This is a genomic window from Nocardia sp. NPDC050718 (assembly GCF_040654235.1).
Classification (GTDB): Bacteria; Actinomycetota; Actinomycetes; order Mycobacteriales; family Mycobacteriaceae; genus Nocardia.
This window is the reverse complement of the sequence record NZ_JBFAHQ010000002.1, coordinates 1-26,039: the sequence shown is the minus strand read 5'-3', so window position 1 is coordinate 26,039 and position 26,039 is coordinate 1. Positions and strand designations below refer to the sequence as shown.

General features: G+C 70.2%; 23 protein-coding genes and 2 tRNA genes. 10 read left to right on the top strand and 15 right to left on the bottom strand.

Annotated elements, in window-relative coordinates:
* The first annotated feature begins 308 nt into the window (after nt 1–308).
* Nucleotides 309–1,733, top strand: a complete 1,425-nt coding sequence (locus AB0H54_RS09620; RefSeq protein WP_355282861.1) for a short-chain fatty acyl-CoA regulator family protein — start codon at nt 309–311, stop codon at nt 1,731–1,733.
* A 3-nt stretch (nt 1,734–1,736) separates the two neighbouring features.
* On the opposite strand, the gene recG is transcribed toward AB0H54_RS09620, so the two are convergent.
* Together recG and AB0H54_RS09610 are read right to left on the bottom strand one after the other, a co-directional pair.
* The gene (gene recG, locus AB0H54_RS09615; protein WP_357344316.1) at nt 1,737–4,001 is read right to left on the bottom strand and encodes an ATP-dependent DNA helicase RecG; all 2,265 of its coding nucleotides are present in this window, start codon (nt 3,999–4,001) and stop codon (nt 1,737–1,739) included.
* The gene (locus AB0H54_RS09610) at nt 4,001–6,145 is read right to left on the bottom strand and encodes a DAK2 domain-containing protein (RefSeq protein ID WP_357344314.1); all 2,145 of its coding nucleotides are present in this window, start codon (nt 6,143–6,145) and stop codon (nt 4,001–4,003) included. The genes recG and AB0H54_RS09610 overlap by 1 nt, the downstream gene beginning before the upstream one ends.
* A 297-nt stretch (nt 6,146–6,442) precedes the next feature.
* Here AB0H54_RS09610 and rpmB point away from each other — a divergent pair, with 297 nt between their 5' ends.
* The 3 genes from rpmB (at nt 6,443) to AB0H54_RS09595 (ending at nt 7,975) form a co-directional block, all read left to right on the top strand.
* Nucleotides 6,443–6,634, top strand: coding sequence for a 50S ribosomal protein L28 (rpmB, locus tag AB0H54_RS09605; protein ID WP_011210730.1), 192 nt, complete (start codon nt 6,443–6,445; stop codon nt 6,632–6,634).
* A gap of 81 nt (nt 6,635–6,715) precedes the next feature.
* Nucleotides 6,716–7,177: a GNAT family N-acetyltransferase gene (locus tag AB0H54_RS09600; RefSeq protein WP_355282852.1), complete on the top strand. Its 462-nt coding sequence runs from the start codon at nt 6,716–6,718 to the stop codon at nt 7,175–7,177.
* A gap of 9 nt (nt 7,178–7,186) precedes the next feature.
* Complete coding sequence (locus tag AB0H54_RS09595; protein WP_357344312.1) at nt 7,187–7,975, top strand: enoyl-CoA hydratase-related protein; 789 nt, start codon at nt 7,187–7,189, stop codon at nt 7,973–7,975.
* Nucleotides 7,976–7,982: 7 nt separating this feature from the next.
* Here AB0H54_RS09595 and AB0H54_RS09590 read toward each other — a convergent pair whose 3' ends face one another.
* From AB0H54_RS09590 to AB0H54_RS09580, 3 genes are read right to left on the bottom strand one after another with little or no spacing between them, the layout of a single operon-like run.
* A complete protein-coding gene (locus tag AB0H54_RS09590) occupies nt 7,983–8,234 on the bottom strand; it encodes a hypothetical protein (RefSeq protein ID WP_357344310.1) in 252 nt (83 codons plus the stop codon).
* Between the two features lie 49 nt (nt 8,235–8,283).
* Entirely contained in the window at nt 8,284–8,967 is a 684-nt protein-coding gene (locus tag AB0H54_RS09585; RefSeq protein WP_355282844.1) for a uracil-DNA glycosylase, read from the bottom strand.
* Between the two features lie 11 nt (nt 8,968–8,978).
* Entirely contained in the window at nt 8,979–9,983 is a 1,005-nt protein-coding gene (locus AB0H54_RS09580; RefSeq protein WP_357345680.1) for a thiamine-phosphate kinase, read from the bottom strand.
* Nucleotides 9,984–10,077: 94 nt separating this feature from the next.
* On the opposite strand from AB0H54_RS09580, the gene AB0H54_RS09575 reads away from it, so the two are divergent.
* On the top strand, nt 10,078–10,800 hold the full coding sequence (locus AB0H54_RS09575; protein WP_357344308.1) for a DUF3515 family protein: 723 nt from the start codon (nt 10,078–10,080) through the stop codon (nt 10,798–10,800).
* A gap of 37 nt (nt 10,801–10,837) precedes the next feature.
* Here the strand turns inward: AB0H54_RS09575 and AB0H54_RS09570 are convergent, their stop codons facing one another.
* Complete coding sequence (locus AB0H54_RS09570; protein ID WP_357344306.1) at nt 10,838–11,932, bottom strand: D-alanine--D-alanine ligase family protein; 1,095 nt, start codon at nt 11,930–11,932, stop codon at nt 10,838–10,840.
* Nucleotides 11,933–11,975: 43 nt separating this feature from the next.
* The gene (locus AB0H54_RS09565; RefSeq protein WP_355282836.1) at nt 11,976–12,971 is read right to left on the bottom strand and encodes an NAD(P)H-dependent glycerol-3-phosphate dehydrogenase; all 996 of its coding nucleotides are present in this window, start codon (nt 12,969–12,971) and stop codon (nt 11,976–11,978) included.
* A gap of 31 nt (nt 12,972–13,002) precedes the next feature.
* Here AB0H54_RS09565 and cofC point away from each other — a divergent pair, with 31 nt between their 5' ends.
* The 3 genes from cofC (at nt 13,003) to AB0H54_RS09550 (ending at nt 16,865) form a co-directional block, all read left to right on the top strand.
* Nucleotides 13,003–13,683 (top strand): 2-phospho-L-lactate guanylyltransferase, encoded by a 681-nt coding sequence (gene cofC, locus AB0H54_RS09560; protein ID WP_357344304.1) that lies wholly within the window; start codon nt 13,003–13,005, stop codon nt 13,681–13,683.
* A 72-nt stretch (nt 13,684–13,755) separates the two neighbouring features.
* Nucleotides 13,756–15,924, top strand: a complete 2,169-nt coding sequence (locus tag AB0H54_RS09555) for an RNA degradosome polyphosphate kinase (RefSeq protein ID WP_355282831.1) — start codon at nt 13,756–13,758, stop codon at nt 15,922–15,924.
* Nucleotides 15,925–15,944: 20 nt separating this feature from the next.
* Nucleotides 15,945–16,865, top strand: a complete 921-nt coding sequence (locus AB0H54_RS09550) for a bifunctional NUDIX hydrolase/histidine phosphatase family protein (protein ID WP_357344302.1) — start codon at nt 15,945–15,947, stop codon at nt 16,863–16,865.
* A 121-nt stretch (nt 16,866–16,986) separates the two neighbouring features.
* On the opposite strand, the gene AB0H54_RS09545 is transcribed toward AB0H54_RS09550, so the two are convergent.
* The 3 genes from AB0H54_RS09545 to leuC all read right to left on the bottom strand — a co-directional run bounded on the left by AB0H54_RS09545 (nt 16,987) and on the right by leuC (nt 19,883).
* Nucleotides 16,987–17,661 carry an HU family DNA-binding protein gene (locus AB0H54_RS09545; protein WP_357344301.1) on the bottom strand — a complete coding sequence of 225 codons (675 nt, stop codon included), beginning with the start codon at nt 17,659–17,661 and terminating at the stop codon, nt 16,987–16,989.
* 156 nt (nt 17,662–17,817) lie between these two features.
* On the bottom strand, nt 17,818–18,426 hold the full coding sequence (gene leuD, locus AB0H54_RS09540; protein WP_355282825.1) for a 3-isopropylmalate dehydratase small subunit: 609 nt from the start codon (nt 18,424–18,426) through the stop codon (nt 17,818–17,820).
* Between the two features lie 32 nt (nt 18,427–18,458).
* Entirely contained in the window at nt 18,459–19,883 is a 1,425-nt protein-coding gene (leuC, locus tag AB0H54_RS09535) for a 3-isopropylmalate dehydratase large subunit (protein WP_357344299.1), read from the bottom strand.
* Nucleotides 19,884–19,946: 63 nt separating this feature from the next.
* Here leuC and AB0H54_RS09530 point away from each other — a divergent pair, with 63 nt between their 5' ends.
* Entirely contained in the window at nt 19,947–20,648 is a 702-nt protein-coding gene (locus AB0H54_RS09530) for an IclR family transcriptional regulator (RefSeq protein WP_218719237.1), read from the top strand.
* Between the two features lie 44 nt (nt 20,649–20,692).
* Here AB0H54_RS09530 and AB0H54_RS09525 read toward each other — a convergent pair.
* The 4 genes from AB0H54_RS09525 to AB0H54_RS09510 form a co-directional block, all read right to left on the bottom strand.
* Nucleotides 20,693–20,765 (bottom strand) — tRNA-Glu (locus AB0H54_RS09525).
* 28 nt (nt 20,766–20,793) lie between these two features.
* Nucleotides 20,794–20,865: transfer RNA gene (locus AB0H54_RS09520), tRNA-Gln, on the bottom strand.
* 178 nt (nt 20,866–21,043) lie between these two features.
* A complete protein-coding gene (gene gltX, locus AB0H54_RS09515; protein ID WP_357344296.1) occupies nt 21,044–22,519 on the bottom strand; it encodes a glutamate--tRNA ligase in 1,476 nt (491 codons plus the stop codon).
* A gap of 18 nt (nt 22,520–22,537) precedes the next feature.
* Nucleotides 22,538–23,311 carry a fumarylacetoacetate hydrolase family protein gene (locus AB0H54_RS09510; RefSeq protein ID WP_355282817.1) on the bottom strand — a complete coding sequence of 258 codons (774 nt, stop codon included), beginning with the start codon at nt 23,309–23,311 and terminating at the stop codon, nt 22,538–22,540.
* Nucleotides 23,312–23,643: 332 nt separating this feature from the next.
* Between AB0H54_RS09510 and AB0H54_RS09505 the strand changes: the two genes are divergently transcribed.
* Nucleotides 23,644–24,801, top strand: a complete 1,158-nt coding sequence (locus AB0H54_RS09505) for an MFS transporter (RefSeq protein ID WP_357345678.1) — start codon at nt 23,644–23,646, stop codon at nt 24,799–24,801.
* A gap of 69 nt (nt 24,802–24,870) precedes the next feature.
* Here AB0H54_RS09505 and AB0H54_RS09500 read toward each other — a convergent pair whose 3' ends face one another.
* Nucleotides 24,871–25,878, bottom strand: coding sequence for a 3-isopropylmalate dehydrogenase (locus tag AB0H54_RS09500; RefSeq protein ID WP_357344294.1), 1,008 nt, complete (start codon nt 25,876–25,878; stop codon nt 24,871–24,873).
* Nucleotides 25,879–26,039: the final 161 nt, after the last annotated feature.

The window sequence follows — 26,039 nt, the reverse complement described above, 5'->3', positions numbered from 1 at the left end:
CCTCCGATTCCAGCCGGTCGATCCCAGCCACAGTTCGCACGCTACGCACCTCGAGCAAACTGGAGAACACGCTGAACAAGCGTATTTTTGCGTGCAACACTCGATGAATCAGCGAAGGTTGCGAAGATCGGCGGCTAGAGTCGGTGGGGTGATCTCCGACCGCTCCGGACCCCAGACCCGACCCACCGGTCTCTTCGCACGTTACGCACCGGTAGTCACAGGTAAAATCCCTTGCAGGACTGGGCTTCTCCCCAGACAATCACGATTTCGAGCGAACTTTGCAAACCCGGCGAGTTAGGATCTCCGGCGTGCGGAAGATGTACGCGGGGGCCAGGCTACGACGGCTGCGTGAAGAACGACGGATGACTCAGGCGGCGCTCGCGAAATCGCTGGATCTGTCCCCGAGTTATCTGAACCAGCTCGAGCGCGATCAGCGCCCGCTCACCATTCCCGTTCTGCTGAAACTGAACTCGACCTTCGACCTGGACGTCCAGTTCTTCGCCGCCGACTCCGACGCGCGACTGGTCTCGGATCTACACGAGGTCCTGGTGGAAGCCGCGGGTGGCGGCGACACCGCGCCGATCACCGAGGTCGAGGAACTCGCGACCCGGCTGCCCGAGGTGGCCCGCATCGTCATCGCCATGCACCGGCGCCTGCGCGCGGCCACCGATCAGCTCGACCTGCTGTCCTCCCGGGTGGACACGCCCAGCGGCGCGCCGGGCACGCCGATGCCCTACGAGGACGTGCGCGACTTCTTCTACGACCACCGCAACCACATCTCGACCCTCGATCACGCCGCCGAGCAGCTGTTCGAGGAGTCGGGGCTGAGTATCGGCTCGCTCGACCGGCAGCTGGCCAGGATCGCCGAGGAGCGCGCGGGCGTCACCGTGCTGGTCCGCGGCGACGGCGCCGACCCGACCATCCCCAAGCGCCACTACGACCCCGACACCCGCACGCTCACCCTGGCCCGGCGGCTGCGGCCCGGACAGCGCGCCTTCCAGATCGCGACCACCCTCGGCCTGCTGCTGTACGGGCGCGAGATCGACAACGTCCTCGCCGAATCGCGGGCACTCACCGGGGAGTCCCGCACGCTGGCCAGGGTCGGGCTGGCCAACTACTTCGCGGGCGCGCTGATCCTGCCCTACGGCCGCTTCCTGCGGTCGGCGGAGGAACTGCGCTACGACGTCGACCTGCTCGCGCTGCGCTTCGAGGTCGGCTTCGAGACGGTGTGCCATCGGCTCAGCACCCTGCAGCGGCAGGGCCAGCGCGGGGTGCCGTTCTTCCTGGTCCGCACCGACCGGGCGGGCAATATCTCGAAACGGCAGTCCGCCACCGCGTTCCACTTCTCCCGGGTCGGCGGCAGCTGCCCGCTGTGGGTGACCCACGAGGCCTTCGCCCATCCGGGCCGCATCCTCACCCAGATCTCGGAGATGCCCGACGGTCGCCGCTACCTGTGGATCGCCCGGACCACCCCGGCCTCGGCGCAGGGCTTCGGCACGGCATCGAAGAACTTCGTCATCGGGCTCGGCTGCGACATCGAATACGCCGACCGGCTGGTGTACTCCCAGGGCCTGCAACTCGACGATCCGCAGGTGGCGGTGCCGATCGGCGCGGGCTGCAAGGTGTGCGAGCGACCCGCGTGCCCGCAGCGCGCGTTCCCACAGATCGGGCGGCCACTCGCGGTGGCCGAGCACACCAGCACCGATCTGCCGTATCCGCGCCTCCCGCGCTGAACGTCAGGACTTCGCGAGGTACTCGATGCGCTCGCCGTCGACGGCTGCGTCCATCATCCCCGCCAGCCCGGGATGTTTCACCAGGCCGGGATCGTCGGCGACGACCCGCCTGGCCAGCTCCTGGGCGGCGGTGATCACCTCGAGGTCGTCGAGCAGCGACAGCAGCCGCAGCGACCGGGCGGTGCCGGACTGGGCCGCGCCGAGCACATCGCCCTCGCGGCGCTGCCGCAGGTCGAGCACGGAGAGTTCGAAGCCGTCGGTGGTGGCGGCGACCGCCTCCAGCCGGGCCATCGCCGTGCCGCCGGGCGCGGCGTCGGTGATCAGCAGGCACAGCCCGGGATGCTTGCCGCGCCCGATCCGGCCGCGCAACTGGTGCAGCTGACTCACGCCGAACCGGTCGGCGTCGACGATCACCATCACCGTCGCGTTCGGCACGTCGACGCCGACCTCGACGACCGTGGTGCAGACCAGGACATCGATGGCGCCGTCGTTGAACTGCCGCATCACCTGGTCCTTCTCGTCCGACGGCAGGCGGCCGTGCAGCAGCCCGACCCGCACACCGGACAGCGCGCCCGCGCTCAGCGTCTCGTACATCTCGACCGCCGCCTGGGTGGTCGGGCCTTCCTTCTCCTCGGCCGATTTCTTGCCCTTGGCGGGCGGGGCGTCGGGGTCCTCGCCGATGCGCGAGCACACCACATACGCCTGCCTGCCCGCGGCGACCTCCTCGAGAATGCGCTCCCAGGCCCGGTCCACCCAGCCCGGATGCAGCTTGCGCGGCACCACCTTCGACACGATCGGCGAGCGGCCCCTCGGCAGCTGGGTGAGGGTGGAGGTCTCCAGGTCGCCGAGCGTGGTCATCGCGATGGTGCGCGGGATCGGGGTGGCCGTCATCACCAGCAGGTGCGGGCTGATGCCGTCCTTGGCCTTGGCGCGCAGGGCATCTCGCTGTTCGACGCCGAAGCGGTGCTGTTCGTCGACCACCACCAGGCCGAGGTCGAAGAACTCCACCGCGTCCTGGATGAGCGCGTGCGTGCCGATGACCAGGCCTGCCTCGCCGGTCATCGCGTCCAGCAGCGCCGCCTTCTTGGCCGCCACCGACATCGAACCGGTCAGCAGCACCACCTTCGTCGACTGCTCGGCCGCGCCCAGCTCGCCCGCGGTGCCGAGGTCACCGAGCATGGCCCGCAGCGACCGATAGTGCTGGGCGGCGAGGACTTCCGTCGGCGCGAGCAGCGCGCACTGGCGGCCCGCGTCGACCGCCTGCAGCATCGCGTGCAGGGCGACGATCGTCTTGCCCGAGCCGACCTCGCCCTGGAGCAGCCGGTGCATCGGGCGGGTGCGCGAGAGGTCGGCGGAGATCTCGTCGATCACCTGCTGCTGGCCCTCGGTCAGCTCGAACGGCAGCCGCTCGTCGAAGGCGGCGGCGATGCCGTCGGTGCGCGGCGGGCAGGCCGGGGCGGTGCGGCCCTCGACCTCGTGCCTGCGCTCGGCGAGTACCAGTTGCAGGGCCAGCGCCTCGTCGAATCGCAGGCGGTCCCTGGCCTTCTCGATGTCGAGCTTGTGCTCGGGCAGGTGGATCAGCCGCAGCGCGTCGGAGACCTCGAGCAGGTGACGTTCCGCGCGCAGGTCGGCGGGCAGCGGGTCCTCGATCGGGTCGAGCTGGTCGAGGACCTGGCGGATGCAGGCCAGCAGGTCCCAGCTCTGCACCTTCGCCGTCGCCGGGTAGACCGGCACGAATTCGCGCTCGAAGAACGACGCGTCCACGCCCCCAGCGCCTTTCGCGCTCTGCGCCAGCCCGCGCAGCGCCCCGCTGCCGCGCACCGAGGTCAGCTCCTCGACACCGGCCTCGGCCTTGTCGGGCAGGATCAGATAGTCGGGATGCGAGAGGTTCCAGCGGTCGGGGCGCCACCAGTGCACGGTGCCCGACATCATCGCCCGCACTCCCTCTTTCACCAGGTAGCGCACCTTGTCGCCGTTGAAGAAGGTGGCCTCGATCGGGCGGGCGGCGCCGGTGTCGAGCTGCACCTTCAACAGCGAGCCGCGCCGGTTCTTCATCGGGCGCAGTTCGGTTTTGGTGATCCGGCCGATGACGGTGATGTGCGCGCTCTCCTCCGGTTCCTCCTCGGTGAGCGGCTGCCCCTGGGTGGCGTAGCGGACGGGATAGTGGCGCAACAGGTCCTCGACCGTGGTCATGTCGAACGCCTCGGTCAGCCGGTCGGCCGCCTTCACTCCGAGCACGTGGTCGAGCCGGTCACTCAACGTCGCCATCACTCGACCCCTATCTGCACCAGATCCGCTTGCTGCCCACCGGAATACACCACGACCTCGACTCCGGGGAAACCGGCCGTCACGTGCTCGGCCAGGACGGCGCCCAGTTCGGGGCCCGCGTCGGCGCCCATCAGCAAGGTCACCAGTTCGCCGCCGAGACCGAGCATCCGGTCCAGCAGGATGCGGCCCGCGCCGACGACATCGGGGTCGATGACCACCACGTCCTGGCCGACCAGGCCGAGTCCGTCACCGGGCGAGCACATTCCGACCATGGTCAGGGCGCGCACCCGCGCCGGGCGCAGCGCACCCCAGCGAGTGGTCGCGGCCGCCTCCGACATCGCGAAGGCGTCGTCGACGGCGATCCGGCCGCGATCGTGGACCGCGAGCGCGGCCAGGCCCTGCACCATCGACGCGCTCGGCAGCAGCAGGACGTCACGTGACCCGTCACGGGCGGCGACACCGGCGGCCACGAGTTCCTGCGCGGGCAGTGCGCCGTTGGGCAGCACGAGGACTTCCCGGTGCGGCATGGCGCGGATGGCGGTCAGCAGGGCGGTCGTGTCGAGCTGGCGGTCCCCGCGCAGCACCACCGCGCCCGCGTCCTCGAACAGGCGGGCGGCCGCCGCGCCGGAGGCCACGGCGAGAATGCCCCGGTCGGCCAGTGGGTTCACCTCGGGCCCGCCCGATCCGCCGTCGACCGTCGGCCTGCCCGGTGCCGCCGCACCGGTGCCCGCTGTGTGGGGGAACGCACTGCCCGCGTCCGCTGCCCCGGCGACCTGCGCCGCCACCATCTCGCCGGTGCGGCGCGGACCATCGGCGCGCGCGCCGTCGCAGGCCGCGTCGGCGACGACGTGCTCGGCATGTCCGCCGTGCGGCGCGGTCACCGCGAAGCTCTCGATGCGGATGCCGGTGACGGTGCCGATCGCGAGGCCGGCCTCGATCGCCGCGCCCGCGTCGCGGCAGTGCACGTGGGCCGACCAGGTGCTGTCACCGTCGCCGACCACCACGACCGAGTCACCGAGGACGGCGAGCCGGTCGCGCAGGCCGCCCGCCGCGGCCTCGTCGGTGCCCGAGATCACGTACATGACCTCGAAGTGCGGGTCGGGGGAATCGCGGTGGTCGTCCCAGGAGTCGGCCTCGGTGGTCCGTGCGTCGGACAGGTTGGCCGGACGTTCCCGGCCATCGACGGCCGGCGATCGGGCGAGGTCGCCGGGGCGCTCACCATCGGGTCGGTGGTCGTCGACCCTGCGCTGGGCTGCGCCCGACCGGTCGGCCCGGAGGTAGCTGTCCCTGGCCGGCGCCTGCCCGCAGACCTGCGTCACGAGGGAATCGAGCAGCACCAGCAGTCCCCTGGCGCCCGCGTCGACGACCCCGGCCGCCCGCAGGACACCCAGTTGCGCAGGCGTCTCGTTCAGCGCACGTGCGGCACCCTCGGCCGCCGACTGCGCGACGGAGACGAGCGAGAGGTCCGCCGAACCGGCGGCCGCGACGGCGGCCCGATCGAGCACCGTCAGGATCGTGCCCTCGACCGGAGCGCTGAGGCCGGTGCGCACGAGCACGGCTGCCCGCCGCAAGGCCGTCCGCAACCGTTCGCCGGTCAGCGGGCCCCCGACCACCGCCTCGGCGATCCCGCGCAGCACCTGCGACAGGATGATCCCCGAGTTCCCCCGCGCACCCGTCGTCGCGCCGCGCGCGAGCGCCTGCGCGACGAGATGCGCGGGCACCTCGGCACCGGCACGACGATCGCCCACGTCAGGGGCGCCGCTCGAGACTCGGCCACGGCCCACCGGCGCGCCGCCGTCGTCCCCCGGGTCGGTCGCCGGGCCGCCCTCCGGCGCCGTGCCAGCGTCTGCGTCCGGGTAGCCGCCGGTTGCCGAGTCGTCACTGATACCGAGATCGGCGGCCGTGGGGACAGCGCGATCAGCGGGCCGGACAGGACCCGCTGCGTCGGGGACCGCGCGTTCGGCGGCGGCGACGGCGGCGCGCATGGTGGCGAGCAGGTTGGTGCCGGTGTCGGAATCGGCGATGGGGAACACATTGAGCGCGTCGATCTCGGCGCGGCGTAGTTCCAGATCGGTGCGGCAGGTCCTGGCCCAGTCCAGCAGCTCGGCGCCGTCCAGCGCCTCCCGCACCTGCGACACCGTCACCTCGCTCACTGTTTGCCGTGCCCGCCCGCCGGGCACCGCACGCCAGGTTAGCGCCAGCAACCGACAGGGGTATGCTGAGCGCGGACGGGCCCGTCATCCGGGCCGTGCCCGGCGTATCGACCGGGACACCCGGTTTGGAAGTTCACGGCCCGGCCAGCTACCCTTGCAGGGTTGCCTCGCGCGGCCATCCGGTCTGCGCTGGCCGACGCGAGTCGGCAAGGCATTTGACGACATCAGTTTCCGGTACAGCGGGCATCCGTGCGCGCTGACCGCTTATGACATGAAGGAGCTCGCGACATGGCTGCCGTTTGCGACGTCTGCGCCAAGGGCCCCGGTTTCGGGAAGTCGGTCTCGCACTCGCACCGGCGCACCAACCGTCGCTGGAACCCGAACATCCAGACCGTGCGTGCGCAGGTTGCCCCTGGCAACACCCGCCGGATGAACGTGTGCACCTCCTGCCTGAAGGCGGGCAAGGTCGTCCGCGGCTGATTCTCAGCCCGTACATTCTGCCGACAGTGCCCCGGCACCCCGCGTGGGTGGTCCGGGGCTTTGTCGTCGATGGGGGCCGACGTGGCTGACTGGCGCATCGAGGCGCTGACCGCCGAGCGGGTCACCGAGCTCGCCGCCTGCCACATCGCGAGCTGGCGGGAGGCCTACGACGCCCTGGTGCCGGGCCACGTGCTGTCCGGCTTCGATCTCGAACGCTCCGCGCTCACTTGGGAACGCCGCCGCACCGACGGCGCGCACCGGCTGCCGATCGCGCTGGCCGGTGACCGGCTGATCGGCTTCGCCTCGGCGACCGAGTTCGAACTGGAGGCGCTCTACGTCCGCGCGGCCTGGCACGGCACCGGCGTCGCCGACGCCCTGATCGAGTCCGCCGCCCCCGGCTCCCCGTGCACGCTGTGGGTGTTCGGCGACTATCCGCGCGCCCACGCCTTCTATCGCAGACACGGCTTCGCCGACACCGGGGTTCGCCGGGTCGACCCCTTCACCTTGCTGCCCGAACAGTGGTGGCGGCGCGGCGCTCGCTAGGGTGACGCCATGAGTACCACCGAACCGGTCACCGCCGTCACGGTCGTCGACGGCGTCCTGCAGCTGCCGATCGCCACCGCCGCCGCGGGCACCTCGATGAATTTCGACCTGATCAACGCGGGCACCGAGGCCCTGCGCGCCCTCGATCCCGAGGTCGGCGCCGTGCTGCTCACCGGCACCGGCGCCAACTTCTGCGCGGGCGGCAACGTCCACCATTTCGCCGGCGCCGAGGACCGTGGCGCCTACCTGCACCAGCTCGCCTCCGAGCTGCACGACTTCGTGCGCGCGCTGGCCGCGACGCCGGTCCCGGTCGTCGCCTCGGTGCACGGCTGGGCCGCGGGCGCGGGCATGAGCCTGGTGTGCGCCGCCGACATCGCGATCGGTGGCCCGTCGACCAAGCTGCGCCCCGCCTACCCGGGCATCGGCCTGAGTCCCGACGGCGGCATGTCCTGGCTGCTGCCCCGGATCGTCGGGAAGAGCCGGGCCGCCGAGATCCTGCTCACCGACGCCGTGCTCGGCGCCGACGAGGCCGTGCGCCTGGGCATCCTGAGCCGCACCGTCGCCGACGACGAGGTGCGCGCCGAGGCCCTGCGGGTCGCCCAGAGCTTCGTCACCGGCCCCCGCACCACCTACGCGGCCATGAAAAAGCTGCTGGCCCAATCGCCGACGGCGACTCTGGACCAGCAGCTCGATGCCGAACGCGACAGCATCGCCGCCGCCGCGAACGGCGCAACCGGCCGGGAAGGCGTGGATGCCTTCGTCGGCAAGCGCAAGCCCGAGTACCTCGGGCTGAGCTGACTCGACGTCAGCAGGCGGCGCCGAGGGCGCTGAAGGTGTTCTGCAGCAGGCAGGTCACCTTCGCGTTCACGCCGGAGGAGATGGTGGAGGTGCCGGTGGAGGTCCACTCCTCACCGATCTGGGTGGTGGCGACCGGCGCGGCCTGCTCGTCGTAGGGCTCGAGCGCGAGGCCCGCCGCGTTGGCCGAGGCGGCGCCCGCGGTCAGGGCGGCGGCGACGGCGGCGGTCGCGACGGCGGCGCGAACGGTGGTGATCTGCATCGGGTTGTGCTCCTTCATCATTTTCTTCTGGTGCGGGCGACGCCCCGGGTCAGGGCAGCCGCCAGTCGACGGGTTCGGCTCCGAGTTCGTCGAGCAGTTCGTTGACCCGGGAGAAGGGCCGCGAACCGAAGAATCCGCGCGAGGCCGACAACGGTGAGGGGTGGGCCGATTCGAGGTAGGGGATCTCGGCCTCGGTGAGGGTCGGCTTGAGCGAGCCCGCGTCGCGCCCCCACAGCACGGCGACCAGCGGCTCGTCCCGGGCGACCAGCGCCCGGATGGCCTGTTCGGTGACCGCTTCCCAGCCCTTGCCGCGATGCGAGGCCGGGGTGCCTGGCGTCACGGTGAGTACCCGGTTCAGCAGCAGCACGCCCTGATCCGACCACGGGCTCAGGTCGCCGCAGGTGGGCGTATCGAAGCCCAGGTCCTTGCTGTACTCGGCGAAGATGTTGGACAGGCTGCGCGGCACCGGCGAGACATCAGGGGCGACAGAGAAACTCAGCCCCATCGCGTGGCCCGGCGTCGGGTAGGGATCCTGGCCGACGATCAGCACGCGCACGGCGTCGAACGGACGGCGGAACGCGCGTAGCACGTTCTCCCCGGCGGGCAGATAGCCCCGGCCCGCGGCATTCTCGGCGCGCAGGAATTCGCCCATCTCGCTGATCCGGTCGGCCACCGGTTCCAGTGCCCGGGCCCAGCCCGGATCGATGATCTCCGACAGTGGTTTGGCACCCATGACCGCACAACCTATCGGTTCCGGGCGCCGGGCGTGGCGTCCGCCCCACGGAACGATTCCCAGCCGGTGCCACCGGTCGGCGCGGCACCGTCCACGGTGACGCCGCTGCCTGCGGTGACGACCCCGATCGGCCGCCAGCCCGGCGGCAGCGCGGTGCCCGCGGGCCAGGTGCCCGCGAAGGCGTGGTCCTCGCCGCCGGCCAGAATCCATTGCGCCGCATCGACATCGAGCAGCGCGGCGACCGCGGCCAGTTCGGGGTCCGTCAGTGCCGCGCTGTCCACGTCGACAGCGACGCCCGAGGCGGTCGCGAGATGACCCAAGTCGGCGAGCAGTCCGTCCGAGACGTCGGTGAGCGCGGTCGGCACCGCACCCCCGGCGACATCGAGCACCGCGGCATACGGCGGCTGCGGGACCCGATGCGTCGCAAGGGCATGCGCGAAGGCCGGATCGGAAGGGTCGGCGTCGCCGGACAATACGGCCAGCCCGGCCCCGGACCACCCGAGTTCGCCCGCCACCGCGATGATGTCGCCGACCTGCGCGCCGGAGCGGGTGAGCGCTGCCTGGCCACCGAGGTCGCCGAACGCGGTCACCGAGACGACCAGCTGGTCGCTGCGCACCAGATCGCCGCCCGCGATGGACCCGCCCGCGCGACCCGCCTCGACCCACATGCCGTCGGCGATGCCGGTCACCACCGGCACGGGGGTGTCGGCCGGGCAGCCGAGCGCGACGACGAACGCCGTCGGGCGCGCGCCCATCGCGACGATGTCGGCGGCGTTCTGCGCGATGGCCTTGCGGCCGATGTCCTCGGGCGCCGACCAGTCGCGGCGGAAGTGCCTGCCCTCGACGAGCATGTCGGTGCTCACCACGAACCGCCCGTCGGGCGCGGCGACCAGCGCGGCGTCGTCACCGGGCCCGAGCAGCACGTGCGGCGCCTGCTCGCGGTTCGCGGTGATCCGGTCGATCAGGGCGAACTCACCCAGCTCACGCACCGTCTGCGGACGGCTGTCCTCGCTGATGACCGGCCCCTTCCCAGTGTGCTGCTGACCGACGAAATCGCCCCGACGGTACCCTTTCGGAGGCGATCGGACACAACGGAAGGACCAGACGGTTATGGCGGCGGATTCGTCGGACCCGACAGCGGCGGACGACCGGGACGACACGTCCCCGGGTGGCGACACCCCCGAAGCCACGACCGACCAGTCCGCGACCGGCGCGGCGGACGAGTCGACGGACGCCAGTTCGACCGACGGCGCGACGGAGCCGACCACCCGGACACAGCCGGACTCCGATGACGACGACGCGTCGACGCCCTACTCCCCCGCGCTCATCGCCACCGCCGTCGCCCTGCCGATCGTGCTGATCGTCGGCGTCCTCGTCGCCGCCGTCATCGCCCTGCGCGCCCCGGTCGAACGCGAGCCCCTCGCCCTCGGCCCGGTCCCCGCCCCGGCGGCCGACAGCCCGGCCTGCCAGGCGCTGCTCCCGGCCCTGCCCGCCGATCTCGGCGAGTACACCAAGTCCACCCTGGTCGAACCGGCGCCGCCCGCCACCAGGGCCTGGCAGCACCCCGACGGCGGCGAGCCGATCGTGCTGCGCTGCGGCCTGGACCGACCGCTCGAATTCAACCGCGCGTCCCCGCTGACGGTGATCGACGGCGTGAAGTGGTTCCAGGTCCGCGACGAGGTGGGCAAGGTCGGCACCTGGTTCGCCGTCGACCGCGAGACCTACATCGCCCTGACCGTCCCCGACGGCTCGGGCACCGACGCCATCCAGACCGTGTCCGGGGTGATCACCGCGAATCTCCCCGCCCGCGAACCGACCCCGGGCGAGCTGTGATCTTCAGCGGCCGAAAACGTGGTGGCCGAGCCCGCTGTCAGCGCAAACCGGTGCCGCGCGCCACGGCTGTCTCGATCAGCGTCGACACGAGAGCCGGGTAGTCGACACCGGTCGCCTCCCACATCCGCGGGTACTGCGAGATCGGGGTGAAGCCGGGCATGGTGTTGATCTCGTTGATCACCGGGCCGTCGGCGGTGACGAAGAAGTCGACCCGGGCCAGGCCCTGGCAGTCCAGGGCGCGGAAGGCGCGCACGGACAGCTCGCGGATCTGGTCGGCGACCGCGTCGTCGAGCTTGGCCGGGACGTCGAATTCGCAGACGTCGTCGAGGTATTTGGTGGCGAAGTCGTAGAACTCCGGGGCCGCGGCGTCGGCGTCGGGCATCCGGATCTCGGAGACCACACTGGCCCGCACCTGCCCGTCGGCGAATTCCAGGACGCCGCACTCGACTTCGCGGCCGACGATGCCCGCCTCCACGATCACCTTCGGATCGTGTTCGCGCGCGGCCGCGACGGCGGCGTCCAGATCGGCCCAGTCGGTGATCTTGGTGATGCCGATCGACGACCCGCCGCGCGCGGGCTTCACGAACGCGGGCAGGCCGAGGCGCGCCCGCTCGTCCGCGGTCAGCGTCGCCGTGCCGGGGCGCAGCACCACCTGCACGCCGACGGGCAGCCCCTCGGCGGCCAGCAATTTCTTGGTGAACTCCTTGTCCATGCCCGCCGCACTGGCCAGCACGCCCGCCCCCACGTAGGGGATGCCGGCTAACTCGAGCATGCCCTGGAGCGTGCCGTCCTCGCCGAACGGACCGTGCAGGATCGGGAACACCACGTCGACACCGCCCAGCGCGGCGCCGGGATCGTCGAGGGCGACCAGCGCGCCGCCGCGGCCCGGGTCGGCGGCCAGGGTGAGCGCGGTGCCCGCCGCGTCGACCGCGGGCAGCGCGTCATGGCTGAGTTCGAGCGCGCCGAGGCCGTCGGCGAGCACCCAGCTGCCGGTGGTGGTGATGCCGATCGGCACCACCTCGTAGCGCTCGGGATCGAGGTTGCGCAGCACACTGCTCGCCGACACACACGAGACGGCGTGCTCGCTGCTGCGCCCGCCGAAAACCACGGCCACCCTGATCCGGTTCGTCATGAACGTCACCGTAACCGGTCGGCCGACCTGCGGCGCTATCGACCTACTCGGGTTTGATCCGCCTGCCGAGCAAACTGTCGACCGCCTCGCTGACCGAAAGACCCTCGTGACACACCCGGTGCACCGCGTCGGTCAGCGGCATCTCCACGTCGTGCGCGGCCGCCAGGGCCCGCACCGATGTGCACGACTTCACACCCTCGGCCACCTGCCCATTGGTCGCCTCCTGCGCCGCCTGCATCGACCCGCCCGCGCCGAGCACGTGCCCGAAGGACCGGTTACGCGACAGCGGCGAGGTACAGGTGGCCACGAGATCGCCGACCCCGGCCAGCCCGGCCAGGGTGACCGGCTGCGCGCCGAGCGCGACCCCGAGCCGGATGACCTCGGCCAGTCCGCGGGTAATCAGGCTGGCGATCGTGTTGTCGCCCAGCCCCATCCCCGAGGCGATCCCGCACGCGAGCGCGATGACGTTCTTACACGCGCCACCGATCTCGCAGCCGATCACGTCGGTGTTGGTGTACGGCCGGAAATACCCGGTGGCACAGGCCCGCTGCGCGGCCCCGGCCCGCTCGGTGTCGCTGCACGCGATCACGGTGGCCGCGGGCTGCCGTTCGACGATCTCGCCCGCGAGATTCGGGCCCGACAGCACCGCGATGCGGCCCGGCTCGGCCCCGGTGACCTCGGCGATCACCTGACTCATCCGCAGCAGCGTGCCGGTCTCGATGCCCTTGGCCAGGCTCAGCAGGGTGGCGTCGGGGTCGATGTCGCCCTTCCACCGGTCCAGATTCGCGCGCAGCGACTGCGAGGGCACCGCGAGGACGACCAGATCGGCGCCGTCGAGCGCGGCCCGGTGATCGTCGGTGGCGCGCACGGGTGGCAACTGCACGCCGGGCAGGTAGAACGGATTGCGGTGCTCGCTGTCGAGCGCCTGCGCCACCTCGCTCCGTCTGGCCCAGATCGTGACCTCGGTCCCCGCCTCAGCCAACACCTTCGCGAACGCGGTGCCCCACGACCCCGCACCCATAACCGCCGCCCTCGTCATCAGCTCAATATGCCATGTAAGGATTGATGTCATGCGTCCGCACACCGTGCACGCCGTGATGGCGGTCAAGCACATCGATCGGGCCAAGAGCAGGCTGGCCGACGTGCTGACTCCCGAGCAGCGCGGTCAGCTGGTGCTGGCCATGTTCGCCGATACCGTCGTGGCCGCGACCGCCGTGCCGGAGGTGCTGTCGCTGACGGTGGTCACCCCAGATCCGGTCGTCGCGGCCCGCGCCCGCGAGCTCGGCGCGCACGTCCTCGACGAGCCGGCCGGCGCCCCCGATCCGCTCAACGCCGCGCTGTCCGCGGGCGCGGCCGACGTGCGCGACCGGCACGGCCCGGCCCACCTGCTGGCGCTGCAAGCGGATTTGCCCGCATTACGCCCGGCCGAACTGGCCGACCTGCTCACCGTCGCCCCCGACGGCGTCCGCTCGGTGGTGATCGACCACACCGGGACCGGCACCGCGGCATTACTGGTCCGCGATACGACCGCCGCGCTGGCGCCCCGATTCGGCGCCGACTCCGCGCTCGCGCACCGCGCCGACGGCGCGCGAGCGCTCGCCGGACACTGGCCCGGCCTCCGGTGCGACGTGGACACCCCCGCCGACCTCGCCACCGTCCACGGGCTCGGCGTCGGCCCGCACACCACGCGCACGCTCCGCGAATTCGGGCTGTCCGGTCATTTCGGTGATCCCGTTCGCACCGTGTGCTAGCCGATCGCCGCCACTGACCAGGATCGGACGAACGCGGCAACGTCATACTGCGGACTGCCCGGTTCGTAGGGGATGATTGACAGCGTGAGCGATACGGAAACCATCAAGCAGCAGTCTCCGATTTCCCCGCCACCTGCGGCCGCCACCGCCTCGGGCGGTGACCCGACGGCGCAGCGATTGCCCAGAGATCGCTACCTCAACCGCGAGCTGAGCTGGCTGGACTTCAACGCCCGCGTGCTCGCGCTCGCCGAGGACGCCTCGCTGCCGCTGCTCGAACGCGCCAAGTTCCTGGCGATCTTCGCCTCGAACCTCGACGAGTTCTACATGGTCCGGGTCGCCGGCCTGAAACGCCGTGCCGAGACCGGCCTGTCCGTGCGCTCCGCCGACGGCCGCTCCCCGTCGGAACAGCTGGAGATGATCGCCGCCCGCGCCCAGGAACTCGCCGAGCGGCACGCGCACGTGTTCCTCGACGAGGTGAACCCGGCGCTGGCCGCGGAGGGCATCGACCTCATCGGCTGGGCCGATCTCGACGACGATGAACGGCAACGGCTCTCGGGCTACTTCACCGATCAGGTGTTCCCCGTGCTCACCCCGCTGGCCGTCGACCCGGCGCACCCGTTCCCCTACATCTCCGGCCTGAGCCTCAACCTCGCGGTGACGGTGAAGGACACGGGCACCGGCGGCGAGCACTTCGCCCGCGTGAAGGTGCCCGACAACGTCGACCGGTTCGTGCGCGTGCGCCGCACCAAGGCGCCCTCCGCGATCGCGGCGTTCCTGCCGATGGAAGACCTCATCGCCGCGCACCTGGACCTGCTGTTCCCCGGCCTGACCGTCGTCGAGACGCATTCGTTCCGGATCACCCGCAACGCCGACTTCGAGGTCGACGAGGACCGCGACGAGGACCTGCTGCAGGCGATGGAACGCGAACTCGCGCGGCGCCGTTTCGGCAAGCCGGTGCGGCTCGAGGTCTCCGACGACATGACCGAGCACATGCTGGAGCTGCTACTACGGGAGCTCGAGGTCGACCCCGCCGACGTCATCCAGGTGCCCGGCCTGCTCGATCTGTCCTGCCTGTGGCAGGTCTACGGCGTCGACCGGCCCGATCTCAAGGACGCGCCGTACGTTCCGGCCACTCCAGCGGCCTTCGGCGAGCGCGAGACGCCACGCAATGTCTTCGCGGCGCTGCGCGAGGGCGACGTGCTGGTGCACCACCCCTACGACTCGTTCTCCACCAGCGTGCAGCGCTTCATCGAGCAGGCCGCGGCCGATCCGCAGGTGCTGGCGATCAAGCAGACGCTGTACCGCACCTCCGGTGACTCGCCCATCATCAACGCGCTGATCGAGGCCGCCGAGGCGGGCAAGCAGGTCGTCGCGCTGGTCGAGATCAAGGCCCGTTTCGACGAGCAGGCCAACATCAAATGGGCCCGCGCGCTGGAACAGGCGGGCGTGCACGTGGTCTACGGCCTCATCGGCCTCAAGACCCACTGCAAGACCTGCCTGGTGGTGCGGCGCGAGGGTTCGACCATCCGCCGCTACTGCCACATCGGCACCGGCAACTACAACCCGAAGACCGCGCGCCTGTACGAGGACGTCGGGTTGTTCACCGCCGCACCGGAGATCGGCGCCGATCTGACCGACCTGTTCAACTCGCTGACCGGGTACTCCCGCAAGGAGGACTACCGGAATCTGATGGTCGCCCCGCTGGGTGTGCGGGCGGGCATCATCGAGCGGATCGACCGCGAGATCGAGCTGGCCAGGGAGGGCTTCGACGCCCGGATCCGGCTCAAGGCCAACGCGATCGTCGACGAGCAGATCATCGACGCGCTCTACCGGGCCTCCCAGGCGGGCGTGCCGGTCCAGATCGTGGTGCGCGGCATCTGCGGCCTGCGTCCCGGCGTGCCGGGCCTGAGCGAGAACATCGAGGTGCGCTCGATCCTGGGCCGGTTCCTGGAGCACTCCAGGGTGATCGAGTTCCGGGCCCAGGAGCAGACCTGGATCGGCAGCGCCGACATGATGCACCGCAATCTGGACCGCCGCGTCGAGGTCATGGTGCAGGTGAAGGATCCGCGCCTGGTCGAACAGCTGGCCGTGGTGTTCGATTCGGCGCTGGATCCGATGACCCGCTGCTGGGTGCTCGGCCCGGACGGCACCTGGCAGGCCAGCCCCACCGACGCCGACGCCGATCAGGTGCGCGATCACCAGCAGTTCCTGATGCGCCTGCGCCGTCCCGATCAGCCGTGAGCAAGGACGCACAGACCGCGATGCATGATCCCCGGGTCCGACCCAATATCCATGCCGCGGGCGCGGTCCTGTGGCGCGAGAGCGCCACGGGACCCGAGATCGCGGTGATCCACCGGCCCAAGTACGGCGACTGGTCGCTGCCCAAGGGCAAGCTCGACCCCGGGGAGACCCCGGTGGTCGCCGCGGTGCGCGAGGTCGGCGAGGAAACCGGCCTGCCGTGCACGCTCGGGCGCTATCTCGGGCACGTCACCTATCCGATTCCCGGCCACCGCCAGCTCAAGCGGGTCGACTACTGGGCCGCGGAGGCGGCGGCGGGCGAGTTCGCCGTCAACGCCGAGGTCGACCAGCTGCGCTGGTTCCCGCTCGACCGGGTGATGGATCAGCTGTCGTATCCGATGGACCGTCAGGTCATCCGGATGTTCGCCCGGCTGCCCGCGCGGACGAACACGGTGCTGCTGGTCCGCCACGCCAAGGCGGGCAAGCGCGCGCGTTTCGACGGGCCCGACGAGTTGCGCCCGCTCGAGCCCGCCGGCGAGCAGCAGGCGAAGGCTTTGACGCCGAATCTGCTGGCGTTCGGCGCATCCGAGATCCATTCGGCCGATCCGCTGCGCTGTATCCAAACCGTGACCCCGCTGGCGGAACAGTTGAACGCCGAAATCAATTGCGAGCCAATGTTTTCCGAGCAAGGTTACGATTCAGCGAAAAGCGCCGCGCGGCAACGATTTCTGTCGTTGGTAACGGATCGGGGTGTGCCGGTGGTGTGCAGTCAGGGCGGGGTGATTCCGGATCTGACGCAGTGGCTCGCCGAGCGGGGTGGGCTCACCCTGCCGCCCGCGCGCAATCGCAAGGGCAGCGTGTGGGCATTGTCGTTCGTTGCGGACCGATTGGTCGCGGCCGACCATATGGACCGCTCGCTCTCGACGGGAATCGTCACCGCCTGAGTCGCGCGCTGCGCCCCCGAAACAGCCGAAACGGCCCCGGATTCCCGGGGCCGTTCTCGGTCCAGTGGTGGGTGATGCGGCCTACGTGCACATTCCCCGACCCGATCCCGCTGCGGCGGGATCAACGAGCACGACGGGTGGCTGTCTTCTTCGCAGCAGTCTTCTTGGCAGGAGCCTTCTTGGCGGCCGTGGTCTTGGCCGCGGTGACCTTCTTGGCCGGCGCCTTCTTGGCCGCCGCCGTGACCTTCTTGGCCGGAGCCTTCTTGGCCGCGGTCACTTTCTTTGCCGCTGTGGTCTTCTTGGCGGCGGTGGCCTTCTTCGCTGCCGCCGTCGTGGTCTTCTTGGCGGCGGGTGCCTTCGTGGCTGCCTTACGGGCGGTGGTCTTGGCCGGACCCTTCGACGGCGTCGCCTTCTTGGCGGCGGTCTTCTTGGCCGCCGTCTTCTTGGCTGCCGCCTTCTTCGCCGCCACCGGGGCGTTCACGCCACGCTTGACGGCGGGCCCGGACGCGGCCAGCTTCTGCTTACCCGCGATCACCGCCTTGAACTGAGCGCCCGGCCGGAAGGCAGGCACCGAAGTCGCCTTGACCTTCACGGTTTCGCCGGTACGCGGGTTGCGGGCAACCCTGGGGGCACGCTTGCGCTGTTCGAACACACCGAATCCGGTGATGGTGACGCTTTGACCTTTGTGCACGGCGCGAACGATGGTATCGACCACGTTCTCGACAGCCGCAGTTGCCGTGCGCCTGTCCGTACCCAACTTTTCGGTCAGAACGTCGATCAGTTCCGCCTTGTTCATTGAATCCTCCGCAGACTAATGGCCCGTCGTCGGACCGACTAGGTACCACGGTAAACCCAGTTTGAGCAAGAGTCTATGTGCCACGCCAAAATTCATGTGGTTTAGCACACGTCCAGCTACCGCCCCCAGGGAAGCGCCACTAACCGTCCCAGGTGATTACGCCTGCGAAATAGGCTCCGGCAGCGTCACGGGTTTCCATGACGGCCTTCCCTTTTCGAACTCGCCGATGACGTCGGCCTGCCGCAGCGTGAGGCCGATGTCGTCCAAACCCTCCAGCAGACGCCACCGGGTGTAGTCGTCAATTTCGAACGGCAACACGACGGTTCCCGCCGTCACGGTGCGTGCGGTCAGGTCGACAACCAATTCGAGGCCGGGCTGTTCCTCGATCAGCTTCCACAGCATTTCGACATCGTTCTGTGACATCTGCGCGGCCACCAGGCCGCCCTTCCCCGCATTCCCGCGGAAGATGTCGGCGAAACGCGACGAGATGACCACCCGAAAGCCGTAGTCCGACAGCGCCCACACCGCGTGCTCTCGCGACGATCCGGTGCCGAAATCCGGCCCGGCCACCAGCACGCTGCCGTGGCGGTACGGCTCGGTGTTCAGAATGAAGTCCGGATCGGCCCGCCAACCGGCGAACAAGCCGTCCTCGAAACCCGTGCGGGTCACTCGCTTCAGGTAAACGGCCGGGATGATCTGGTCGGTGTCGACATTGGACCGGCGCAGCGGGACCCCGATGCCTTTGTGAACAGTGAAGGCTTCCATAACGATTCTCCTTCGATCGTGGTGGTCGGGGCTCAGGCCAGATCGGCGGGCGAGGACAGGGTCCCGCGGACCGCCGTGGCGGCCGCGACCAGGGGCGAGACCAGGTGGGTACGGCCACCCTTGCCCTGCCTGCCTTCGAAATTGCGGTTCGACGTCGACGCGCAGCGCTGGCCCGGCTCGAGCTGATCGGGATTCATGCCCAGGCACATCGAGCAGCCCGCCTGGCGCCATTCCGCGCCCGCGGCGGTGAAAATCTCGCCGAGTCCTTCTTTTTCCGCCTGGGCGCGCACCTTCATGGAGCCGGGAACGACCAGCATTCGCACGCCGTCGGCCACATGACGGCCCTTCAGCACATCGGCGACGGCCCGCAAATCCTCGATCCGGCCGTTGGTGCAGGATCCGACGAAAACGGTGTCGACGGTGACCGCACGCAGCGGCATCCCCGGCGTCAGGTCCATGTAGCGCAAGGCCTTCTCGGCGGCGTCGCGCTCGTTCTCGTCGGCGATCTGGGCCGGATCCGGCACGTTCGCGCCCAGCGGCAGGCCCTGACCGGGGTTGGTGCCCCAGGTGACGAACGGGGTCAGCTGGTTCGCGTCGATGTGGACCTCGGCGTCGAAAACCGCGCCGTCGTCGGTCTTCAGTGCCTCCCAGGCGGCCACCGCGGCGTCCCAGTCGGCGCCCTGCGGCGCGTGCGGGCGGCCCTCGAGGAATTCGTAGGTCACCGCGTCGGGGGCGATCATGCCGGCGCGAGCGCCCGCCTCGATGGACATGTTGCAGATGGTCATCCGCGCTTCCATCGACAGCTTGCGGATCGCCTCGCCGCGGTACTCCAGCACATAGCCCTGGCCGCCGCCGGTGCCGATCTGGGCGATCACGGCCAGGATCAGGTCCTTGCTCGTGACGCCGGGGGCCAGTTCGCCGTCGACGGTGATGGCCATCGTCTTGAACGGGCGCAGCGACAGCGTCTGGGTGGCCAGCACGTGCTCGACCTCGCTGGTGCCGATGCCCATCGCCAGCGCGCCGAACGCGCCGTGGGTGGAGGTGTGGCTGTCACCGCACACCACGGTCATGCCCGGCTGGGTCAGGCCCAGCTGCGGGCCGACGACGTGCACGATGCCCTGCTCGACGTCGCCCATCGGGTGCAGCCGGACGCCGAACTCGGCGCAGTTGCGCCGCAGGGTCTCGACCTGGGTGCGCGAGATCGGGTCGGCGATCGGCTTGTCGATGTCGACGGTGGGGACGTTGTGGTCCTCGGTCGCGATGGTGAGATCGGGCCTGCGCACCGGACGGCCCGCCGCGCGGAGCCCGTCGAAGGCCTGCGGGCTGGTCACCTCGTGCACGAGGTGCAGATCGATGTAGATCAGGTCGGGTTCGCGGGCGGAACCTTCACCTTCGCCGGGGACGACGACGTGCTGGTCCCACACCTTCTCGGCCAGTGTGCGGGCGCGCTCGGCCATTGCTTCATCACCTTTCGACGGACATATTTGGAATCTCAAGATATGAGACGTTAGTATCGTTCTATGAGACAGCATAGCGGTATCGGGGTCCTCGACAAAGCCGTGGCGGTGCTCTATGCCGTCGCGGACGAGCCATGCGGTCTCAACGACCTGTGCACCCGCACCGGCCTGCCCCGCGCCACGGCGCACCGGCTGGCGGTCGGGCTGGAGACGCACCGGCTGCTGGCACGTGACGGCAACGGGCTGTGGCGTCCCGGCCCCGCGCTCACCGAACTGTCGGCGGGGGCCGCCGATCCACTGGTGGAGGCCGCAGGGGCCATTCTGCCCCGCCTGCGGGAGATCACCGGCGAGAGCGTCCAGTTGTACTGCCGCGACGGCAACGCGCGCGTCTGCGTGGCCGCGCTGGAGCCGCCCGTCGGCCTGCGCGACACGGTGCCGGTCGGCTCCCGACTACCGCTCACCGCGGGCTCGGCGGCCAAGGTCCTGATGGCGTGGGCCGATCCGGAGCTCCAGCGCACCGTCCTGGCCGACGCGGTGTTCGGCGACCGCGCGCTGGCCGAGGTGCGCAAGCGGGGCTGGGCGCAGAGCGCGGCCGAACGCGCGCAGGGCGTGGCGAGCGTCTCGGCGCCGGTGCGCGACGCGGCGGGCGTGGTGGTGGCCGCGGTCTCGGTGTCGGGCCCGATCGATCGGATGGGCAGGCGACCGGGCGCGCGGTGGGCCGCCGATCTGGTCGCCGCCGCCGAGGCGCTGCACAAGCGGCTGTAAACGAAGAAGACCCCCGGTCGAATTCGACCGGGGGTCTTTCTTTGTAGCCCCGACGGGATTTGAACCCGCGCTACCGCCTTGAGAGGGCGGCGTCCTAGGCCGCTAGACGACGGGGCCAGGACGATCTCACCGAAGTGAAATCTTGCTGGGGTACCAGGACTCGAACCTAGAATGGCTGAACCAGAATCAGCTGTGTTGCCAATTACACCATACCCCAAGGATGGAAACGTCCGACCTCCCTCTCACCGGCTGGTTGTCGGTGTTGCGAGGCCGTGTTCCGCGGCGAGGAGAAGATTACCAGCCACAGTGGGGTAAACTACAAATCGCCTGGTCAGAAGCCTATTTTTGGCTGTTTCGACCGTTCCGGGGCGGCGCGGACGCCGCCCCGGACGCACTCACTGCGCGGCGGGTACCCAGCCGCGGGCGGCGCGGAGCCGGTCGAGCGAGACCTCGCGGCCGAGCAGCTCCATCGACTCGTAGAGCGGCGGGCTGATGTGCGAGCCCGTCACCGCGACGCGCACCGGCGCGAACGCCTTGCGCGGCTTGAGCCCCAGATCGTCGATCAGCGCCTTCTTCAGCGCCTCTTCCAGGGCCGGAGTGGTCCACTCGGTCAGCGGCTCCACCGCGGCGATGGCGGCGTCGAGCACCGGGTCGGCCTCGGCGCCGAGGTTCTTGGCGCCCGCGGCCTGGTCGATCGCGAACTCCTCGGGCGCCACGAACAGGAATTTCAGCAGGTCCCAGGCGTCGCCGAGCACGACGATGCGGGTCTGCACCAGTTCGGCGGCGGCGAGGAAGGTCTTCTCGTCGATTTCGGCGCCGATATGACCCTGCGCGGTCAGGAACTCGCGCAAACGGTGGCCGAAATCACCCGGCTCGAGCAAACGAATCTGCTCGGCATTGATGGCATCGGCTTTCTTCTGGTCGAATCGGGCCGGATTCGAATTGACCGTCGAAATGTCGAACGCGGCCACCATCTCGGCCATCGAGAACACGTCGCGGTCCTCGGCGATACCCCAGCCGAGCAGGGCGAGGTAATTCAGCAAACCCTCGGGGATGAATCCGCGGTCCCGGTGCACGAACAGATTCGATTCGGGGTCGCGCTTGGACAGCTTCTTGTTGCCCTGGCCCATCACGAACGGCAGGTGACCGAACTGCGGGGTGAACTCCGCGACCCCGATACGCTGCATCGCCGCGTACAACGCGAGCTGGCGCGGCGTCGAGGACAGCAGGTCCTCACCACGCAGCACATGGGTGATCTTCATCAACGCGTCGTCGACCGGATTCACCAGCGTGTAGAGCGGGTCGCCATTGCCCCGGGTGAGCGCGAAATCGGGCACGGTGCCGGCCTTGAAGGTGGTTTCCCCGCGCACCAGATCATTCCAGCCGAGATCTTCGTCCGGCATCCGCAGCCGGATCACCGCGGGCCTGCCCTCGGCCCGGTAGGCCGCGATCTGCTCGGCGGACAGGTCACGATCGAAGTTGTCGTAACCCAGTTTCGGGTCGCGACCGGCCGCGCGATGCCGCGCCTCGACCTCGTCCGGCGTGGAGAAGGACTCGTAGGCCTCGCCCGCCTCGACCAGCTTGCGCACGACCTCGAGATGCTGATCACGGCGCAGCGACTGCCGGTACGGCTCGTACGGGCCGCCGACCTCGGGGCCCTCGTCCCAGGTCAGGCCCAGCCAGCGCAGCGCGTCCAGGATCGCCCGGTAGGACTCCTCGGAATCGCGTGCGGCGTCGGTGTCTTCGATGCGGAAGACGAAACTGCCGCCGTGATGGCGCGCGTACGCCCAGTTGAACAGTGCCGTGCGGATCAGGCCGACGTGCGGCGTGCCGGTCGGCGACGGGCAGAAACGGACCCGTACTTCAGTCATGACTCTCTCTCCGCGGTATCAGCGCTTGGTGGCAACAGGATTGGTGAGGGTGCCGATGCCCTCGACGGTGACCGACACGTTCTGCCCGGCCGCCAGCGGGCCGACGCCTTCCGGTGTGCCGGTGAGGATCACGTCACCGGGCAGCAGGGTCATCACGGTCGACACCCATTCGATGATCTTCGGGATGTCGTGCAGGAACAGCGACGTGCGGCTGCGCTGCCGGACCTCCCCCTCGACCTCGGTGACGATCTCCAGATCGCTTGGATCGATGGCGGTTTCGATCCACGGGCCGAGCGGGCAGAACGTGTCGTAGCCCTTGCCCCTGGTCCACTGCCCGTCGTGGCGCTGCTGGTCACGGGCGGTGACGTCGTTGGCGACGGTGTAGCCCAGGATGACCTCGGCGGCCTTCGCGGCGGGCACGTCCTTGCACGGACGGCCGATCACCACGGCCAGCTCGCCCTCGTAGTCGACCTGGGAAGAGCTGGGCGGCAGGATGATCGGCGCGTTCGGGCCGACGATCGCGGTGTTGGGCTTGAGGAAGATGACCGGGTCGGCCGGCGCCTCGCCGCCCATCTCGGCCGCGTGCGCGGCGTAGTTCTTACCGATGCAGATCACCTTGCTCGCCAGGATCGGGGCCAGCAGGCGGACATCGGCCAGCGGCCAGCTCCGGCCGGTGAACGTCGGCGAGCCGAACGGGTGTTCGGCGATCTCCTTGGCGGTGGCATCGCTGCCGTCACCTTCGATGCTGACGAACGCGACTCCATCGGGACTGGCAACTCGACCTAAGCGCATGCCCCGGAGTCTATCGAGACGCGCCCACCTGCCCGAACGCGCCCGGGATGCCGGACGCGCGCGGTCATGCGCTCGCGCACCGGGTGCGGGAAAGCTCACACCGATGTGATTCGAAGCCACTGCCCGCCTGCGATATTCGCCACCCGCGCCGCGGCCGCCGGTTGTGATCTGTCAGACACCGAATCGAGGGGCGCCATTCGGCGGTCACGGGTGTACCGTGAACCCAGATGTTCACCACATGAGACATCGATCTCAAATATTGAGATGCAATCGTGCAATCGGGCGAGGTGAGAATCGTGACAGAGGTGCGGCTGACGGCCGAGACGACCAGGATGAGCGACGGCAGACGCTGGCTGATGCTCGCCCTCGGCGTCTTCGCGCAGACCTCGAGCTCGATCTTCATCCACGGCACGCCGTTCCTGCTGCCCGCGCTGACGGCCAGGGGCGATTCGCTGGCCGCCGCGGGCGCGCTGGTCGCGCTGCCGACCGTCGGCCTGGTGTGCACGCTGATCGCGTGGGGCTATGTCGTCGACCGGATCGGCGAGCGGGTCGTGCTGGTGGCGGGCACGGCGCTGATGTTCGTGGCCGGTGTCGCCGCCGCGCTGGTGGACAACCCGATCGCCTTCGGCGTGCTGCTGTTCCTGGGCGGTGTCGGCGCGGCCAGTTCCAACGGCGCGAGCGGGCGGGTGATCGTCGGCTGGTTCCCGCCGGACCGGCGTGGTCTGGCCATGGGCATCCGCCAGACCGCGCAGCCGCTGGGTGTCGGCCTGGCCGCGCTGAGCATCCCGTGGGTCGCCACCCAGCACGGCATCCCCGCCGCGCTGCTGGTCCCCGCGCTGATGGCCGGGGTCGCGGCGGTGGGCTGTCTGGTCGGCATCGTCGACCCGCCGCGTCCGCCCGCCAAGGCCGCCGACCGCGCCAACCCCTATCGCGGTGATTCCACCCTGTGGCGGATCCACGCCGTGTCGATCCTGCTGGTCTTCCCGCAGGCCACCCTGTGGACTTTCGCCCTGCTGTGGTTGCACCGGGACCTGGGCTGGTCACTGGCCGCCGCGGGCGCGCTGATGACGGCCACCCAGTTCCTCGGCGCCGCCGGGCGCATCGGCGCGGGCGCCTGGTCGGACCGGGTCGGCAGCAGGCTGGGCCCGCTGCGTCAGGTGGCGGTGGCCGCCGTCGTGGCGATGGCCGCGCTGACCGTGACCGCCTGGACCGACTGGTGGTGGCTGGCCGTTCCGCTGATGGTCGCGGCGTCGGTGATCTCGGTGTCGGACAACGGCTTGGCCTTCACCGCCGTCGCCGAGATCGCCGGCCCGTTCTGGAGCGGTCGCGGGCTGGGCATCCAGAACACCGGCCAGAACCTCGCCATCGCCGCCGTCCCACCGGTTTTCGGCCTGCTGATCACCGCCACCGGCTTCCCCGCCGCCTTCGCCATGGCCGCGATCGCCGCCGCCGCGGCAGTCCCCCTGGTCCCGCGAGCGACCGGAAAGTAGCGACCGCACACCGGAACACCGAAGGCCCGCCCCGGCGAACCGGGACGGGCCTTCGGTGGTTCAGCGTCCTCAGACGATGGCGGCGATCCGGTCGCCGACCTCGACGGTGGAGGCGGTGCCGGTGCGCGAGGCCAGGTCCTTGGCGACGGCGGACTCGATGCGGGCCGCGCCCTCGGTGTTGCCGAGGTGGTTGAGCAGCAGCGAGACCGACAGGATGGCGGCGGTCGGGTCGGCCTTGGACTGGCCCGCGATATCGGGGGCGCTGCCGTGGACCGGCTCGAACATCGACGGGTTCACACCGGAGGCGTCGATGTTGCCCGAGGCGGCCAGACCGATGCCACCGCTGACGGCGGCGGCCAGGTCGGTGATGATGTCGCCGAACAGGTTGTCGGTGACGATCACGTCGAAGCGGCCCGGGTCGGTCACCATGTGGATGGTGGCGGCGTCGATGTGCTGGTAGGCGGTCTGCACGTCCGGGAACTCGGCGGCGACCTCGTCGACGGTGCGCTGCCACAGCGAACCGGCGAAGGCGAGCACGTTGTTCTTGTGCACCAGCGTCAGGTGCTTGCGGCGCGCCTGCGCGGTGGCGAAGGCGTAGCGCACGACGCGCTCGATGCCGAAGCGGGTGTTGTTGGAGACCTCGGTGGCCACCTCGTGCGGCGTGCCGACGCGGATCGCGCCGCCGGTGCCGGTGTACGGGCCCTCGGTGCCCTCGCGCACGACGACGAAGTCGATGTCCGGGTTGCCCGAGAGCGGGCTGGTGACGCCGGCGTGCAGCTTCGAGGGCCGCAGGTTCACGTGGTGATCCAGCGCGAAGCGGGTCTTGAGCAGCAGACCGCGCTCAAGCACGCCGCTGGGCACCGAGGGGTCACCGATCGCGCCGAGCAGGATCGCGTCGTGCTGCTTGAGCTCGGGCAGCACCGACTCCGGCAGGATCTCGCCGGTGCGGTGGTAGCGGGCGGCGCCCAGGTCGTATTCGGTCTTCTCGACGCCGGGCGAGACCACGTCGAGCACCTTGATCGCCTCGGCGATGACCTCGGGACCGATGCCGTCACCGGCGATGACTGCGAGTTTCATGAACTAGCTCCGTTCGAAGTCGGGGCGGATCGTGCCGCGCCGCGGATACAGGAGCGGGGGGGGGGCCGCGGGGGGGGGGGGGGCCGGGCCGGGGGGGGCGCCGGGGGGGCGGGCCCAAACAACACCCGCGGGGGGGGGCCGCCCGCCTGGGGCCGGCCGCC

Excerpts from the sequence above, each read along its gene's own strand:
- recG (WP_357344316.1), bottom strand. The coding sequence starts at position 4,001 with ATGGCGACGTTGAGTGACCGGCTCGACCACGTGCTCGGAGTGAAGGCG.
- rpmB (WP_011210730.1), top strand. The coding sequence starts at position 6,443 with ATGGCTGCCGTTTGCGACGTCTGCGCCAAGGGCCCCGGTTTCGGGAAG.
- AB0H54_RS09595 (WP_357344312.1), top strand. The coding sequence starts at position 7,187 with ATGAGTACCACCGAACCGGTCACCGCCGTCACGGTCGTCGACGGCGTC.
- AB0H54_RS09590 (WP_357344310.1), bottom strand. The coding sequence starts at position 8,234 with ATGCAGATCACCACCGTTCGCGCCGCCGTCGCGACCGCCGCCGTCGCC.
- AB0H54_RS09585 (WP_355282844.1), bottom strand. The coding sequence starts at position 8,967 with ATGGGTGCCAAACCACTGTCGGAGATCATCGATCCGGGCTGGGCCCGG.
- AB0H54_RS09575 (WP_357344308.1), top strand. The coding sequence starts at position 10,078 with ATGGCGGCGGATTCGTCGGACCCGACAGCGGCGGACGACCGGGACGAC.
- AB0H54_RS09570 (WP_357344306.1), bottom strand. The coding sequence starts at position 11,932 with ATGACGAACCGGATCAGGGTGGCCGTGGTTTTCGGCGGGCGCAGCAGC.
- AB0H54_RS09565 (WP_355282836.1), bottom strand. The coding sequence starts at position 12,971 with ATGACGAGGGCGGCGGTTATGGGTGCGGGGTCGTGGGGCACCGCGTTC.
- cofC (WP_357344304.1), top strand. The coding sequence starts at position 13,003 with ATGCGTCCGCACACCGTGCACGCCGTGATGGCGGTCAAGCACATCGAT.
- AB0H54_RS09555 (WP_355282831.1), top strand. The coding sequence starts at position 13,756 with ATGATTGACAGCGTGAGCGATACGGAAACCATCAAGCAGCAGTCTCCG.
- AB0H54_RS09550 (WP_357344302.1), top strand. The coding sequence starts at position 15,945 with ATGCATGATCCCCGGGTCCGACCCAATATCCATGCCGCGGGCGCGGTC.
- AB0H54_RS09545 (WP_357344301.1), bottom strand. The coding sequence starts at position 17,661 with ATGAACAAGGCGGAACTGATCGACGTTCTGACCGAAAAGTTGGGTACG.
- leuD (WP_355282825.1), bottom strand. The coding sequence starts at position 18,426 with ATGGAAGCCTTCACTGTTCACAAAGGCATCGGGGTCCCGCTGCGCCGG.
- leuC (WP_357344299.1), bottom strand. The coding sequence starts at position 19,883 with ATGGCCGAGCGCGCCCGCACACTGGCCGAGAAGGTGTGGGACCAGCAC.
- AB0H54_RS09530 (WP_218719237.1), top strand. The coding sequence starts at position 19,947 with ATGAGACAGCATAGCGGTATCGGGGTCCTCGACAAAGCCGTGGCGGTG.
- gltX (WP_357344296.1), bottom strand. The coding sequence starts at position 22,519 with ATGACTGAAGTACGGGTCCGTTTCTGCCCGTCGCCGACCGGCACGCCG.
- AB0H54_RS09510 (WP_355282817.1), bottom strand. The coding sequence starts at position 23,311 with ATGCGCTTAGGTCGAGTTGCCAGTCCCGATGGAGTCGCGTTCGTCAGC.
- AB0H54_RS09505 (WP_357345678.1), top strand. The coding sequence starts at position 23,644 with ATGAGCGACGGCAGACGCTGGCTGATGCTCGCCCTCGGCGTCTTCGCG.
- AB0H54_RS09500 (WP_357344294.1), bottom strand. The coding sequence starts at position 25,878 with ATGAAACTCGCAGTCATCGCCGGTGACGGCATCGGTCCCGAGGTCATC.